The sequence below is a fragment of the Aquabacterium olei genome (genome assembly GCF_003100395.1).
Classification (GTDB): Bacteria; Pseudomonadota; Gammaproteobacteria; order Burkholderiales; family Burkholderiaceae_C; genus Aquabacterium; species Aquabacterium olei.
Genome location: NZ_CP029210.1, coordinates 3308949 through 3323697, shown reverse-complemented (window position 1 = coordinate 3323697; position 14749 = coordinate 3308949). Strand labels below are relative to the sequence as shown.

At 70.6% G+C, this 14749-nt stretch carries 14 protein-coding genes; 1 reads left to right on the top strand and 13 read right to left on the bottom strand.

Annotation, left to right across the window (positions count from 1 at the left end; genetic code table 11):
• Positions 1-53 precede the first annotated feature (53 nt).
• Both grxC and DEH84_RS14920 read right to left on the bottom strand, forming a co-directional pair.
• Positions 54-311 carry a glutaredoxin 3 gene (grxC, locus tag DEH84_RS14925; protein ID WP_109037564.1) on the bottom strand — a complete coding sequence of 86 codons (258 nt, stop codon included), beginning with the start codon at positions 309-311 and terminating at the stop codon, positions 54-56.
• A 92-nt stretch (positions 312-403) separates the two neighbouring features.
• A complete protein-coding gene (locus DEH84_RS14920; RefSeq protein WP_109037563.1) occupies positions 404-817 on the bottom strand; it encodes a rhodanese-like domain-containing protein in 414 nt (137 codons plus the stop codon).
• A 112-nt stretch (positions 818-929) separates the two neighbouring features.
• Between DEH84_RS14920 and gpmA the strand changes: the two genes are divergently transcribed.
• Positions 930-1673, top strand: a complete 744-nt coding sequence (gene gpmA, locus DEH84_RS14915) for a 2,3-diphosphoglycerate-dependent phosphoglycerate mutase (protein WP_109037562.1) — start codon at positions 930-932, stop codon at positions 1671-1673.
• A 19-nt stretch (positions 1674-1692) separates the two neighbouring features.
• Here gpmA and DEH84_RS14910 read toward each other — a convergent pair whose 3' ends face one another.
• From DEH84_RS14910 to DEH84_RS14860, 11 genes are all read right to left on the bottom strand, one after another.
• On the bottom strand, positions 1693-2733 hold the full coding sequence (locus DEH84_RS14910) for an endonuclease/exonuclease/phosphatase family protein (protein WP_159098988.1): 1041 nt from the start codon (positions 2731-2733) through the stop codon (positions 1693-1695).
• An 80-nt stretch (positions 2734-2813) separates the two neighbouring features.
• Positions 2814-3719 carry a carbohydrate kinase family protein gene (locus tag DEH84_RS14905; RefSeq protein WP_109037560.1) on the bottom strand — a complete coding sequence of 302 codons (906 nt, stop codon included), beginning with the start codon at positions 3717-3719 and terminating at the stop codon, positions 2814-2816.
• A 65-nt stretch (positions 3720-3784) separates the two neighbouring features.
• The gene (locus tag DEH84_RS14900; protein WP_109037559.1) at positions 3785-5473 is read right to left on the bottom strand and encodes a zinc-ribbon and DUF3426 domain-containing protein; all 1689 of its coding nucleotides are present in this window, start codon (positions 5471-5473) and stop codon (positions 3785-3787) included.
• A 34-nt stretch (positions 5474-5507) separates the two neighbouring features.
• A complete protein-coding gene (gene prmA, locus DEH84_RS14895; protein WP_109038423.1) occupies positions 5508-6440 on the bottom strand; it encodes a 50S ribosomal protein L11 methyltransferase in 933 nt (310 codons plus the stop codon).
• A 30-nt stretch (positions 6441-6470) separates the two neighbouring features.
• Positions 6471-7820 (bottom strand): acetyl-CoA carboxylase biotin carboxylase subunit, encoded by a 1350-nt coding sequence (gene accC, locus DEH84_RS14890; protein ID WP_109037558.1) that lies wholly within the window; start codon positions 7818-7820, stop codon positions 6471-6473.
• Between the two features lie 15 nt (positions 7821-7835).
• Entirely contained in the window at positions 7836-8294 is a 459-nt protein-coding gene (gene accB / locus DEH84_RS14885; protein ID WP_109037557.1) for an acetyl-CoA carboxylase biotin carboxyl carrier protein, read from the bottom strand.
• Between the two features lie 111 nt (positions 8295-8405).
• On the bottom strand, positions 8406-8864 hold the full coding sequence (aroQ, locus tag DEH84_RS14880) for a type II 3-dehydroquinate dehydratase (protein ID WP_109037556.1): 459 nt from the start codon (positions 8862-8864) through the stop codon (positions 8406-8408).
• Positions 8865-9043: 179 nt separating this feature from the next.
• Positions 9044-9643, bottom strand: coding sequence for a redoxin family protein (locus DEH84_RS14875; RefSeq protein WP_109037555.1), 600 nt, complete (start codon positions 9641-9643; stop codon positions 9044-9046).
• Positions 9644-9670: 27 nt separating this feature from the next.
• A complete protein-coding gene (locus tag DEH84_RS14870; RefSeq protein WP_109037554.1) occupies positions 9671-10270 on the bottom strand; it encodes a hypothetical protein in 600 nt (199 codons plus the stop codon).
• A gap of 13 nt (positions 10271-10283) precedes the next feature.
• Positions 10284-12491 carry a molybdopterin-dependent oxidoreductase gene (locus DEH84_RS14865; RefSeq protein WP_109037553.1) on the bottom strand — a complete coding sequence of 736 codons (2208 nt, stop codon included), beginning with the start codon at positions 12489-12491 and terminating at the stop codon, positions 10284-10286.
• Between the two features lie 88 nt (positions 12492-12579).
• Positions 12580-14733 (bottom strand): FUSC family protein, encoded by a 2154-nt coding sequence (locus DEH84_RS14860; protein WP_109037552.1) that lies wholly within the window; start codon positions 14731-14733, stop codon positions 12580-12582.
• Positions 14734-14749 lie beyond the last annotated feature (16 nt).

The following is a 14749-nucleotide window of genomic DNA, read 5'->3' as shown; positions in this document are numbered from 1 at the left end:
GTTTGCGCCGAGGGCCCCCAAGCGAGGTGCGGCTCTGCGTCACGCTGACAGGGTCAGCCGTTGAGCAGCGGCAGCAGGCCGCCCTTCTGGTCCAGCGCGATGAGGTCGTCGCAGCCGCCCACATGGGTGTCGCCGATGAAGATCTGTGGCACGGTGCGGCGGCCGGTGATGGCCATCATCTGGTCGCGCTGGGCCGGGTCCACGTCGATGCGGATTTCCTCGATGGCCTCGACCCCGCGCTGCTTGAGCAGCATCTTGGCCCGCTGGCAGTAAGGGCAGACCTGGGTGGTGTACATCTTGACGGCTTGCATGGCAGCGTGGGGCTCAGGCCCGTTGGGAGTGGACGGTGTCCGTATTGTCCCGCCGAGCGCAAGACCGCCTGCGCAGTGGGGACTCGGCCGTGTCAGGCCTTCTCGACCGGCAGGTTGGCTTCCCGCCAGGCACGCAGGCCGCCGGCCAGCGGCTGCACGTTCTCGTGGCCCAGCTTCTTGAGTTCGGCCACGGCCTTGTTGGCGCGCACGCCGGTGGCGCACATCACCACGAGCGGCGTCTTCTTGTTCGAAGGCAGGCCCTTGCCCGAGGCGATCTGGCCCAGCGGCACGTTCTTGGCGCCCACGGCGTGGCCGGCGGCGAACTCGGTGGGCTCGCACACGTCGATGATCTGGGCCTTTTCCTTATTGACCATCAGCACTGCGGCCGACGGCGACAGGCCTGACGCGGCCGCGCCCTGGATCTGCTGCCACGCGAGCATGCCGCCGGAGCCGACGGCCGCCACGATCCAGTACCAGTTGTCTGCCAGGAAGCTCGAGGAAGTCATGCGTGTGTTCTTTCGGGCGCACGGTGGCGCCGGTTCGGGCCCCGCGGTCCAGGGTGGCGCGGGCAACGGCGGATTATAAAATCGCAGGCTGACCTTCACTCGGGACGACCACATGTACAAGCTCGTGCTGATTCGCCATGGCGAATCGACCTGGAACCTGGAAAACCGCTTCACCGGCTGGACCGATGTGGAGCTGACTCCCACCGGCATCTCGCAGGCCATGGCCGCGGGCAAGCTGCTCAAGGCCGAAGGCTACGAGTTCGACGTGGCCTACACCTCGGTGCTCAAGCGCGCCATCCACACGCTGAACTACTGCCTGGACGAGATGGACCGCACCTGGCTGCCGGTCGTCAAGGACTGGCGCCTCAACGAGCGCCACTACGGCGGCCTGCAGGGGCTGAACAAGGCCGACATGGCCAAGCAGTACGGGGACGAGCAGGTGCTGATCTGGCGCCGCAGCTACGACACCCCGCCGCCGGCCCTGGAAGCCAACGACCCGCGCGGCCAGCGCCAGGACCTGCGCTACGCCAAGCTGAACCCCGAGCAGATCCCGCTGACCGAGTGCCTGAAGGACACCGTGGCCCGCGTGCTGCCGTGCTGGAACGACACGCTGGCCCCGGCAATCAAGGCCGGCCAGCGCATCGTCATTGCCGCCCACGGCAACTCGATCCGTGCGCTGGTGAAGTACCTCGACAACATCGGTGACGCCGACATCGTGGGCGTGAACATCCCCAACGGCATTCCGCTGGTGTACGAGCTCGACGCTGACCTCAAGCCCATCAAGAGCTACTACCTGGGTGACGCCGAAGCCGCCGCCAAGGCCGCGGCCGCCGTGGCCTCGCAGGGCAAGGCCTGATCGGCCGGTTGCTTCAGGCTCAGGGCCTGAGCGACCAGATCACCGGGCAGTGGTCGGACAGCGTCCGGCCCTGATCCCGGGCTTCATACGGCAGGCGCGCAAAGCGCCTGTTTCTGTTTCGGTCGGCCAGTCGGCGGTCGATGAGGATGTCGTCGATGTACTGGTTGTGCGTGTCTTCGGCATCGCATGGCAGGTAGGGCTGGCCGTCGGTGGCGCGCAGCAGCTCGGCGCCGGGGGGCTGCTGGTCGCTCCAGGCCTGAATCACGTTCAGCGGCGCGGTCTCGTCCGGGCCGGCCGGAAAGCGCGCGTCCTTGGCAAGATGGCGGTTGAAATCGCCCAGCACGGCCAGCGCCACGCCTTCGCGAACTCGCTGGTCGATCCACGCTTCGACCACCGGCACCTGCTGCTGCAGGCGCTGGCACGGGCCGAAGCTGCGATCGAGCTTGCCGGTGAAGCAGCCGCTCTTGAGGTGCACGGCCAGCACGCGCACCTCGCGCGGGGTGCCGGGCCACAGGCTGATGTCGGCGCCGGCGCGGCTGGTGCCGTCCACATCAAGGGTCGTGAGGTCGCCATTGCAGCGGTACGGCACGCCGTCACGGACGGCAAAGCCCACCTTCTGCGGGTGCGCGCGCTGCACGAAGCAGTCGACGCGCCAGCCCTGGCGGAACACCTGGCGGGCCGCCTCGGGGCCATCGACTTCCTGCAGGGCAACGAGGTCGACGTCTTCGCGGGTGCGCAGCAGGTCGGCGTGGCGCGCGAGCGCGTCCAGATCGGTCGTGGTGCGCCGCGGCGGCGGGGTGCGGCCCGGCGTGCAGGGCAGGGCGCGTTCGCGGCTGCCGGGCTGCTGGCGCACGCAGCGCGCGGCCAGCTCCTCGTGCGTCCACGGCGTCATCAGCCACGCGATGTTCCAGGTGGCCAGCGTGACGCCGGCGGGGCTGCCGTTGCGGTTCGAGCCGAACAGCCCGGCGTGGGCCACAGGCAGCGCGGCGGCGAGTGCGAACACGGTGCTGGCAGCCAGCCGCACGGCAGCGCGCAGGCGGCAGGCGAAGAGCGAGGTCAAGAAGCGGTCTCCACGGGGGGTGAAACGGGCCGCCATCATCGGTCAGAAACCCGGTCGGCGCGGTTCACCCTCGCGGGGGATCACACGCCGAGCGCGGCGCGGTCGAGCGTGTAGTTCTGCGGGCCGGCGGCGGCGATCTTGATGGCGCCGATGCGGTTGGCCAGGGCCACCGACTTCACCAGGTCCCAGCCTTGCGACAGGCCGTAGAGCAGGCCGCCGCGGAAGGCGTCGCCGCAGCCGGTCGGATCGACCACGGCGGCGGCCTTCACGCCCGGCACGTGGGTCTTCTCGCCCTGGATCCACACATTGCAGCCATCGGCGCCCAGCGTCTCGATCAGGCCCTTCAGGTGCGACTTCGACAGCTCGGCCAGGCTCTGGCCGGTGCGTTCCGCCAGCATCTTGCCCTCGTAGTCGTTGACGGCCACCCAGGTCGCCTGCGACACGAAGCGCTTGAGCTCGTCGCCGTCGAACATCGGCAGCCCCTGGCCCGGGTCGAACACGAAGGGGATGCCGGCGGCCTGGAGCTGCTCGGCGTGCTGGATCATGGCGTCGCGGCCATCGGGGGCAATGATGGCCAGCTTGATCGATGGATCGGCCTCGATGCGCTGAATGTGCGCCTGCTGCATCGCGCCGGGGTGGAAGGCCGTGATCTGGTTGTTGTCCTGGTCGGTGATGATGATGGCCTGGGCGGTGTAGCTGTCATCGACCGTGCGGACGTGGTCCATGCGCACGCCCCAGTGCTGCATGCGCTGGCGGTAGGGCAGGCCGTCGCTGCCCAGCGTGGCCATGACCACCGGCGCGCCGCCGAGCTGGTGCAGGCTGTAGGCGATGTTGCCGGCGCAGCCGCCGAACTCGCGGCGCAGCGAGGGCACCAGGAAGGACACGTTCAGGATGTGGACCTGTTCCGGCAGGATCTGCTGGGCGAAGCGGCCCGGGAAGGTGGTGATGGTGTCAAAGGCCAGGGAGCCGCAGATCAGGACGGACATCGCATTTCTCCGAATCGGAAACGGGGCGGCACGCGCGGTGCCGGTCGAGCAAACCTGACAGCGTATCAGGGATAGAAGAGCTCGGCGGTGTACCCGGCGGGGCTGAGCGCCGTCACTTTGACGTCCCACCACAGTGTGGTGCTGCGGCCGGGCGGGGCGGCGGGCGGCAGCGCGCCGAGGCCCTGAGGGCGTTTCGGGCTGTCGGTGCGCGGCTCGGCGGTGTCGAGCCAGCGGGCCTCGTCGGGCGCGAAGGCGCGGCGGGCCACGACGGCGCCGTTGCTGTCGGTCAGCGTCAGGTCGACGTGGGGCCAGGCCAGCCCGATCGGCGAGCGGTTGTGCACGACCACAGCCAGCCGGTAGCGTTGCGCCCCTTCGGACGTGGCGCGCACCAGCGTGGCGCTTTCGACCTGGAGGTCATCCAGCCGCAACGGGGGCGCCAGACGGCATCCGGCCATGGCGCACCAGTCTTCCAGGTAGGGCCGGGTGGCGGGGTGGTGGGCGGCGATGACGTCGCGGAACTGGTGGGTGAGTTGCAGCGCCAGGGTGGCCCCCAGCGCGGTGGCCACCACGCCCAGGGCCGCCCGCGTGGCCGGGTGGCGCCAGATGGCCTGGCGCTCGGCGCGCTTCATGAACTCCGGAGTGACGCCTGCCGTGTCCCGGCGGCGGAAGCTGGGGCGCGTTCTGCGCTGGCTGGGCGGAGGCACCGGCTGCTCGGGCACGAAGTCGCTGTCGCCGGCAGACGAGGCGGCCAGGGTTGCTCCGCTGTCCGCCAGCGCCGACGCGGTGGCGAGCGGGCTGGCTGCGGTCTCGGGCAGTCTGGCGGCCACCGGGGCGGCAGGCTCGGCCTGCAGATCGGCCGCGGGCTCGGAATGCGCCCAGTCGGCGTCCAGATCGAGCATCGCATCATTCGGGAACTCGGCGTCGGCGAACTCGGGCCCGGTGGCGCGGCGGCGCGGCAGCTTGCGCTCGCTGCGCGACGAGGGCATCAGGTAGCGCGAGTCCAGCGCGTCGGCTTCGTCGGTGCGCGGCGGGTCGAAGTCGACCTGGAGGGGATCGGCCTGGTCGGCGCGGGCCCACGGGGGCTCGGGCTCGGGCAGCAGGTCGAGGTCGATGGCCGGGGCCGGGGCCGCCGACGTGTCCTCGGGGTCGGGAGCGTGGGCGTCGTCGCGCGCGTCGGGTTCCAGGCCCACCTCGGTGTCCAGCTCGAAGTCGGTGGCCGGCGCGGCCGGCAGCGGGTCGGTCGAGAGCGCATCGCGCAAGGCGCTGTGGCGCGCCCAGGCGGGCAGCGGCGGATCGAGCAGGTCGTCCGCATCGGGCAGCCGGGTGGCGGCGGGCGCGGTGGCCGGCGGCACGAAGGGGGCGGGCTCGCCCGGCAGATCCGCGGGGTCGTGTGGCTGGGTCGGCGCAAAGGTGGCAGGAAAGGTTGGCGCGAAAGCGGGGGGCGAAGACGGTGCCACGGCGGGCGTCGCCTCCGGCTCGGGCGGCGGCGCATCGACGCTGCGCCGGGTCAGGAAGGCGGGGAGGTCTTCGGCCGCGGGCCCCGACACAGCCGTCGGCGCAGGCGCCGGGCTGGACGGCGGGGTGAGCCCGCTGCGCGGGGGCGGCGGTTCGGTGTCGAGGTCGAACAGCGTCGGGATCGCGTGGAAGACCTCGTTGCAGCGCCCACAGCGCACCCAGCCCTCAGAGACCTTGAGCTGGTCCTGAACGACCTTGAAGATGGTGCCGCAATGGGTGCAACGGGTGGCGAGGCTCATGACGCCTTCGTTTATGCCACCGTTTTGGCCTGAATCACGCCGCCTTGCTGGCGGTCATCAGGATCCAGCCCTCTTCCGCGTTGGCGACCTGCAACTGCAGGCCCACTTCGGCGTAGGCGTCCTTGAGTTCCTGCTCCTGGCGGGCCAGGATGCCGGCCAGCACCAGATGGCCACCGGCGGCCACATGGCCGGCCAGCAGCGGCGCCAGCATCTTCAGCGGCGTGGCCAGGATGTTGGCCAGCACCACGGGGTAGGCGCCTTTCGCCTCACCCACCAGGTCAGGCAGGCCGACCAGCAGGGGCAGGGCGCCGTTCGTGTCCTTCAGGTGGGCCACATTGGCTTCAGCGTTGGCCAGCGCGGCCTCGACCGCAGCCGGGTCGATGTCGACCGCATCCGCCCACTTCGCGCCGTGCAGCAGCGCCCCGATGGCCAGGATGCCCGAGCCGCAGCCGTAATCAAGCACCGTCCGGCCCTGGTAGGCCGACGCGTTCTGCGCGATCCACTTCAGGCACATGCGGGTGGTCGGGTGGGTGCCGGTGCCGAAAGCCAGGCCGGGATCCAGCCGCATCGCCACGGTGGCGGCGGGCGGCACCTCGTGCCAGGTCGGCACGATCCAGAACGTGTCGGTGATGGGCACGGGCTGGAACTGCGACTGGGTCAGGCGCACCCAGTCCTGTTCGTCCACGGGCTGAATGCCCTGGACGTGGATGTCGGTGGCCCAGTCCTGAGCCAGGATCAGCGTGACGGCTTCCAGCGCCTCGGCCTCGCTCGGGAACAGGCTCTTGATCGTCGAGCGCTGCCACGCCTCGCGCGGCACCGGCATGCCGGGCTCACCCCACAGGGCCTCTTCGTGCTCGGTGTCCGCATCGGCGTCTTCGACCGAGACGGACAGGGCCTCGACCTCCATGAGCGCATCGCTCAGGGTGTCGACTTCGGCCTCTTTGGCCAGGAGGGTGAGTTCAAACAGGGGCATGTCGGTGTGGCGAGGAAGGGCCCATCAGCGCTTGCGCGCGGCCATCCAGTTTTCGAGGTAGTGGATGTCGGTGCCGCCTTCGATGAACTTGGCATCGACCATCAGCTCGCGGTGCAGCGGGATGTTGGTCTGGATGCCTTCGATCACCGTTTCCGACAGCGCGGTGCGCATGCGGGCCAGGGCCTGCTCGCGGGTGTCACCGTGCACGATGATCTTGCCGATCATCGAGTCGTAGTTGGGCGGCACGAAGTAGTTCGTGTAGGCGTGCGAGTCGACGCGCACCCCGGGGCCACCGGGCGGGTGCCACATCGTGATGCGGCCCGGCGAGGGGATGAACTTGACCGGGTCTTCGGCGTTGATGCGGCACTCGATGGCGTGACCGCGCGACTCGACCTGGCGTTGCGTGAAGGGCAGCTTCTCGCCGGCCGCCACGCGGATCTGCATCTGGACGATGTCGACGCCGCTGGTCAGCTCGGTGACGGGGTGCTCCACCTGCACGCGGGTGTTCATCTCGATGAAGTAGAACTCGCCGTTCTCGTACAGGAACTCGAAGGTGCCCGCGCCGCGGTAGCCGATCTTCTTGCAGGCAGCGGCGCAGCGGTCGCCCACCTTCTCGATCAGGCGGCGGGGGATGCCGGGGGCCGGCGCTTCTTCGATGATCTTCTGGTGGCGGCGTTGCATCGAGCAGTCGCGCTCACCCAGCCACACGGCGTTCTTGTGCTGGTCGGCGAGGATCTGGATTTCCACGTGGCGCGGATGCTCCAGGAACTTCTCCATGTAGACCTCGGGGTTGCCGAACGCGGCACCGGCTTCGGCCTTCGTGGTCTGCACGGCGTGAATCAGCGCAGCTTCGGTGTGCACCACGCGCATGCCGCGGCCGCCACCGCCACCGGCGGCCTTGATGATCACCGGGTAGCCCACCGAGCGGGCGATGCGGATGATTTCCTTCGGGTCGTCGGGCAGGGCGCCGTCCGAGCCGGGCACGCAGGGCACGCCCGACTTGATCATGGCCTGCTTGGCCGAGACCTTGTCGCCCATCAGGCGGATCGATTCGGGCGTGGGGCCGATGAAGGTGAAACCGGACTGCTCGACGCGTTCGGCGAAGTCGGCGTTCTCCGACAGGAAGCCGTAGCCGGGGTGGATGGCCTCGGCGTCGGTGACTTCGGCGGCCGAGATGATGGCCGGCATGTGCAGGTAGCTCTGTGCCGAAGGGGCCGGGCCGATGCACACGGCCTCGTCGGCCAGCTTGACGTACTTGGCATCGCGGTCGGCTTCGGAGTAGACGACGACTGACTGGATGCCCATTTCGCGGCACGCGCGCTGCACGCGCAACGCGATCTCGCCGCGGTTGGCGATCAGGATCTTCTTGAACATGGCTGGGGCCTGCCCTTATTCGATGATGAGCAGGGGCTGGCCGTATTCAACCGGCTGGCCGTTCTCGACCAGGATCTTCGAGATGATGCCGTCTTTGTCGGCTTCGATCTCGTTCATGATCTTCATGGCTTCGATGATGCAGACAGCCTGGCCGGCCTTGACGGTGTCACCCACTTCGGCGAACGCCTTGGCGCCCGGCGACGAGGCACGGTAGAAGGTGCCGACCATCGGCGACTTGACCACGTGGCCGGTTTCGACCGGGGCAGCAGGCGCGGCCTCGGCGGCCGGTGCAGCGGGTGCCGCGGCGGCAGCGGGTGCGGCCGGAGCGGCCTGGGCCACCGGCATGGTCATCACCACCGGCTGGGCGCCGGCCTTGACGATGCGGACCTTGCCGTCGGCCTCGGTGATCTCCAGTTCGGACACGTTGGATTCCGACACCAGGTCGATCAGGGTTTTCAGTTTGCGCAAGTCCATGTTGGCTCTCTCCAGCAAAGGCGTCGGGCGGGGTACGCCCGGGTGTGGTGCGTCGTCCGGGTCACCGGGTCGGCTCCTGGACGTGGGATGTTGATGGGTGGTTCGAGGGGCTCAGCCGCGCGGTGGGGCCGCCGGTGCGCCCAGGCGATCCAGGGCGGCGTCCAGCGCCAGGCGGTAGCCCGCCGCCCCCAGTCCGACGATCACGCCTTCGGCGAGGTCGGAGAAGTAGGAGTGGTGGCGGAAGGGCTCGCGCCGGTGGACGTTGGACAGGTGCACTTCGATGAAGGGCAGCGCCACGCCGGCAAAGGCGTCACGCAAGGCCACGCTGGTGTGCGTGAAGGCACCGGGGTTGATGATGACGAACTGCGTGCCGTCGGTGCGTGCAGCGTGCACGCGGTCGATCAGCACCCCTTCGTGGTTGCTCTGAAAGGCCGTCAGTGCGGCGCCGCGGGCGGCAGCTTGGTCGGCCAGGCCGGCGTTGATCTGCTCCAGGGTGGTGGCACCATAGACCTGCGGCTCACGGGTGCCCAGCAGGTTGAGGTTCGGGCCATGGAGAACAAGAATCTGCATGCTTGACTGGACAGTCCGGAACGGGGTGGTCAAACCACCGTTTGAAGGGCTGGCCAAGAAAATGAAAGTAGGCGGATTTTAGGGGCAAATGAGCGCAAATCAAGTCATTGCAAAGTTCGTGACTTGTGGTAAGCGCGGCGCGTTCAACGCGGTCGTTTCTGCCCCGGAAGGCGCGGTCTTCAGGCGATCTGCGTGGCCCAGGCAGCCAGTTCGTCGAAGTGGGTGGCGCCCATCTTGCGCTGCCGGATGCGGCCTTGTGCGTCGATCAGCACCGAAAACGGCAGGCCGCCCGCGGTGTTGCCGAGCGCCGTGGCCAGTTCCGTGCCGTCCAGGCCCGCCAGCCCGATGGGGAAACCGACCGGGGTGCGAGCCAGGAATTCTCTCACGGGCGTGGGGCCGTCCACGGCCAGCCCGACGACCTGCCAGCCGCGCGCGCCGAACTCGCGGTGGAAGCGGTCGAGTTCCGGCATTTCCTTGACGCAGGGCGGGCACCAGGTCGCCCAGAAGTTGATGAGGAGCGGGCGGCCCTTCAGTGCGGCCCAGTCCAGCGGGCCGCCGGCGGGCTGTTCGAATTCGCGCTGCCAGAAGGCGGCGGGCAGCGTGTCGCTGTCAGTGGCGGTGGTGAGGCCCGGGCTGGGCGTTTGTGCAGGCGACGTGGCCTCGGCCGGTTGGCGCCGCCACGCCCACCACGCACCACCCGCTGCTGCCGTGAGACCGACCAGGGCCAGAAGGGCGCGGCGGCCGGTGACAGGGCGGGAGGCGTCGGTGGGCTGGGTCATGGGCGGGGCGGCGGGTGAATCGGGCAATCAGTCTAGCGTGCCGGGGGTGTCCAGCAGGCGGCGCAGGGCCGTCAGGTCGCCACGCTCGGTGCGGCCGCGCGCATCGGGCTTGAGGGCGCCACGCAGGTCGTCGGTATCCAGAATGGTGAGGTGCAGGCCGATGGGCTCGCCGAGCGCCTCGCACGGCACCGTGAGGCTGAGGCGATCGACTTCGCCGCCGCGCGGGCCCGGCACGCTGCCCACGTCGTAGTCCATGCCCTTGTCGAGCAGCAGGATCTCTGCCGACTTGCTGTCGTCGCAGTACAGCTGCAGGTGGATGTCGTTGAGGCGGGTGGCGGTGCCGCGCCAGACAGCGCCCGTCAGGTGCGGCCGGAACTCGGCCAGCCGCGTCATCCACACCGCGGCCAGTTCGCGCAGGGCGCGCAACTCGGCGGGCTGGGTGTTGGCGCAGAAGACCGACAGGTACTCGAACACGGCCTCTTCGAGCTGGGCGTTGTCGGGCAGCGGCGCGCGTGTGCCCAGGCCCAGCTGTTTGACGGCGCGGCGTTTGGCCTGTCCGTACTCCAGGCCCTCTTCGACCACGATGCGGGCGGCGGTGTGAGCGATCTCGGTGCTGACGTCGTTCATGACGCCGATTGTGTCAGGCGGCCTCGATCCACACCGGCACGGCGCTGAAAGCCGCGTTGGCGCTGATGCGGTCGGTCAGGCGGTCGTCGGTGAGGTCGTTGATGCTGGCGCCGGCATGCGCCCGGGCCACCTGCAGCGCCACCCCGGGGCGGTCGTGTCCCCAGCCGTGCGGCAGGCTGACCACGCCCGCGCGGATGTCGGGGGTGATGTGCACGGGCACTTGCACGCGGCCGGTGCGGGAGCCCACCGTCACGGTCTGGCCGTCGTGCAGGCCGCGGCGGGCGGCGTCGTCCGGATGCACCCACAGCGTGCAGCGCGGCTTGCCGGACACGAGCCGCGCGCTGTTGTGCATCCACGAATTGTTGGAACGCACGTCGCGCCGTCCGATGAGTTTGAGCGCCGGCAGACCGTCCGGGCCCTGCAGCGACGCGGCCGCGGGCGTGGTCAGTTCGGTGATCAGGGTGGGCAGTTCGCGGCGGATGGCCTCGGGCAGCAGGCGGATGCGCCGCTGCCGGCGCTGCAGGCGGCTCACCAACGAGGGCTTCAGCGGCCCCAGGTCGATGCCGTCCGGCTGCGCCTCGAGTTGGGCCAGCTTCACCTGGCCGCCCGCACGCCGCAAGCCGATCGCGAGCAACCGGCGTGGCGACAGGCGGCCGACCACGCCGCGCGTGAGGAGGCCGGTGAGCCGCTGGCGCAGGCCGCCTCGTTCCAATGCCCAGGCGCGCTGGGCGTAACGCCGGGCCAGTTCGGCGTAGATCTGCCAGTCGTGCAACGCGCCCGGCGCCGGCTCGACCACCGCGGCGCTGTAGCGGGCCACGTTGCGCACGGCCAGGTGCAGGAAGACGAGGTCGTAGTGGTCGTGCTCGACAAAGCAGGTGGGTGGCAGGATGACGTGGGCGTGGCGCGTGGTCTCGTTCACATAGAAGTCGATGGCGACCATGAAATCGAGCCCGGCAAGCGCCCCGTCCAACTGGCCGCCGTTGGGGGTGGACAGCACCGGGTTGCCCGCCGCGGTGACCAGGGCGCGGACCTGTCCGCGGCCCGGCGTGCGGATCTCTTCGGCCAGCACCGACACGGGCAGCTCGCCACTGAACTCGGGTGCGCCCCGCACCCGGCTGCGCCACGCGCCCAGGTGGCCGGGGCCCATGAGCTTCATGTCGATCAGGTTGAGCGCGGGGCTGGTGAGCAGCGCACCGCCTTCGCGGTCGACGTTGCCGGTCAGCAGGTTGATCGCCTGGATGGCCCACTGGCAGACCACGCCGTGCGCCTGGGTCGACACGCCCATGCGGCCGTAGGCGACGCCGCCGTCTGCGGCGGTCAGTTCGCGCGCCAAGCGCCGGGTGGTGGCGGCATCGATGCCGGTGTGTGCCGCCGTGGCTTCGGGGCTGAAGGGGTGCACGGCTTCCCGCACGGCATCGACCTGGTCCAGCAGGCCCTGGAGGTGGCCAGGGCGAATCAGGTCTTCGTCGAACAGCGTGTGCAGGACCGCCAGCAGCCAGGCGGCATCGGTGCCGGGGTCGATCGCGTGGTGCTCGTCGGCGATGGCGGCCGTTTCGGTGCGACGGGGGTCGAGCACCACGAGCTTGCCGCCCCGCTCGCGCAGGGCCTTGAAGCGCGCCCGCACGTCGGGCACCGTCATCAGGCTGCCGTTGCTGGCCAGCGGGTTGGCCCCGAGCACCAGCATGTACTGCGTGCGGTCGATGTCGGGGATGGGGATGGCGAGCTGGTGCCCGTACAGCCAGTGCGCCACGACGTGGTGGGGCAGCTGGTCGGCCGAGGTGGCCGAAAACCGCGCCCGCGTGCGCAACTGGCTGAAGAACAGGTGGCCGTGGGTGATGTTGCCCCAGTTGTGCACATTGGGATTGCCCTGGTAGACGGCCACGGCGTTGGCCCCGTGCTGCTCGCGCACGCGCACCAGTCCCTCGACGACGAGGTCGAAAGCCTGATCCCACGAGATGGGCTCGAAGCGCGGGGTGCCGTCGGGGCCGACGACGCGGCGCACGGGCTGGCGCAGGCGGTCCGGGTCCTCGTGCAGGTCCTTCAGGGCCACGGCCTTCGGGCAGATGTGGCCGCGCGAGAGCGGGTCATCGGGGTTGCCGCGGACGGCCGTGATGCGGGCGGCCGGGCCCTCGCCGGTGACGTCGAAGCGCAGGCCGCAGATGGCCTCGCACAGGTTGCAGACGCCGGTGTGGACGCGCGGGGCGGCAGAGGGCTGGGACATGAGGGGGTGGGATGGTCGAAGGGGACCGGCCCATGATGCCAGCACGGCGCGAAGCTGACGCTCCGGGGAAGCCTCAGGGGCGGTGTGCTCAGCGGGCCCGGGCCACGCCGCGTGCGGCGTCGGCCCAGGCAGCGGCCTCGGCCTCGATCTGGGCCAGCCGGCGCAGCAGCCAGGGTGTCGGGTCGCCCTGGGGCTCGGGCAGGGCATGCGACACGAGCACGGCGTCGTCTTGCGGGTCGAGCGCGCCAGGGGCGGGTCGGGGTGGCGCCGGTGGCGCGGCATCCGGTGCGACAGCCAGCCAGGCGTGCAGGGCGCGGTCGGTGTGCGCAATGGCCTGCGTGGCGGTGGGCCCGTGCAGGTCGGGCTGGCGGTGCATCAGCACGATGCGCACCACCGCGAGCTGGCTGATGAGCCGGTGGCTGCGGATCAGCAGCGCCTCGAGGTGCGGCGTGCGGGATCCGGCATAGGCGGGCTCCCGCACCGTGCGCTGCAGTGCCTGCGCGAGCAGCCAGATGGCGTCGTACACCTCGCGGCGGGCGTGGGTGCGTTCGGGTGCGAGGGCCGTGCCCTCCTGCCAGTGCAGCACGTGGTGGGCGTAGCGGTTCAGTGCCTGCTGCAGGCGCTGGATCAGGAGCGGCAACTGGCCGCGCTCCCACGAGGGCAGCACGTAGCTGAAGCCCCAGGCCAGCGCCGCCCCGATCAGGGTGTCCGCCAGCCGCTCGGCCGCATCCAGCCACACCGGGTGCGCGCCGGTGGCGAACATCTTGGCCTGCAGCAGCGCCATCACGGCGGCGGCCGTGGTCGTGACGCGGTAGTCACGCACCACGTAGGCGTGCGCCAGCGCCATGCTGAGCGCCAGCAGCACGAACCGCGCCGGCATGCCCAGGGGCAGCCACAGCAGGGCCGAGGCGAGCGCGCAGCCTGCCAGCGTGCCGACCACCCGGGCGTCGCGCCGTGCCAGCGTCTGCTCGAGGCTGCCGCGCATGACGACGGCCACCGTCAGCAGCAGCCAGTGCGGGTGGCTGTGCCACGGCAGATGGCGGCTGAGCCACACGGCGCAGGCCATGGCCAGTGTGGCGCGCAGGGCGTAGCGCAGGGTGGGGGCGCGCAGGTGAAGCTGCCGGCGCAGCACGGCCAGCGACCAGGTCGCGGGCGACACCAGCGAAGCCAGCAGCGCGGCCTCGGGGTGCGGGCCCGGTGCCTGCCCCTGCAGCGCGGCCGACAGGGCGTTGCAGTGGTCATGCAGGTGCGCGGCGCGGCGGGCCAGCGACTGCAGCGCCCGGCTGTCTTCCGGCGCCAGCACGCGGGGCGCGGGCGCCATCAGGGGCATCGGGGCATCGAGTCGCACCGATCGCGCCATGGCGGCCACGCGGTCGGCATGCCAGGTCAGAAAGTGCGCGAGCCGCAGCAGCGCCGCGCGGGTGGACGGCGCGGTGGGCAGCTGGTCGATGTCGAGCTGGCAGGCGAGCACCACATCCCGCAGGTTGACGACGTGGATGAGGGCGTCGATCTCGCGGCGGCGGCGCGGGTTGCGGGCCTCGGTCGCCCGGTCGTACAGCAGATCGCGCGCGCTCTGGAACACGTCGGCCAGTGCAGCCTGCTGCCGGATCAGGCTGAGCAGATCCTGCTGGGAGGTGGTGCTGGCGTCGGGCTCTGCGCGGTCGTGCGTCCAGCGCGCCTGGGTGCGGATCAGCTCCGACAGGTTGTGCAGGCTGTCGGCCAGTGCCAGGGTGCGGTAGCGGGCGGCCAGCACCAGGGCGGTCAGCTGGGCCCACAGCCCCATGCCGACGGCTCCCACGCCCACCCAGGCCAGGTGGGTCAGGGCCGCTGCGCGGTCCATGGGCACTTCGCGGAACGCCGCCATCTGGAAGATGAGCGACAGGATCATCACGAAGCTCTGCGGCATGCCGCGCTTGCCCCACGCCGTCCACAGCAACGCCGAGAAGGTGACGAGCAGCACGGTGGCCGCCTCGGCCACCGCGTGCCCGTGGGTCAGGGCCACGAGCGCGGCCACCAGCAGCGCGCCGACCACGGCGGGCAGCATCGCTGCCGGCTTGCCAGCGGGCGTGGTCACGGTGTCGGCGACGCCGACAGCGCCATAGCCGGAGGACGCGGCGATGGCGGCGGACAGGCCCCACAGTGGCGCGATCACGCCGGTGCACAGCAGCAGCCCCGCGCCGATCCCCAGCCCGTTGAGCAGCGGGGCCGACAGGGCGAGGAAGGGGCGGGTCAGGCGGGGCACGGAATCACGGCGGGGA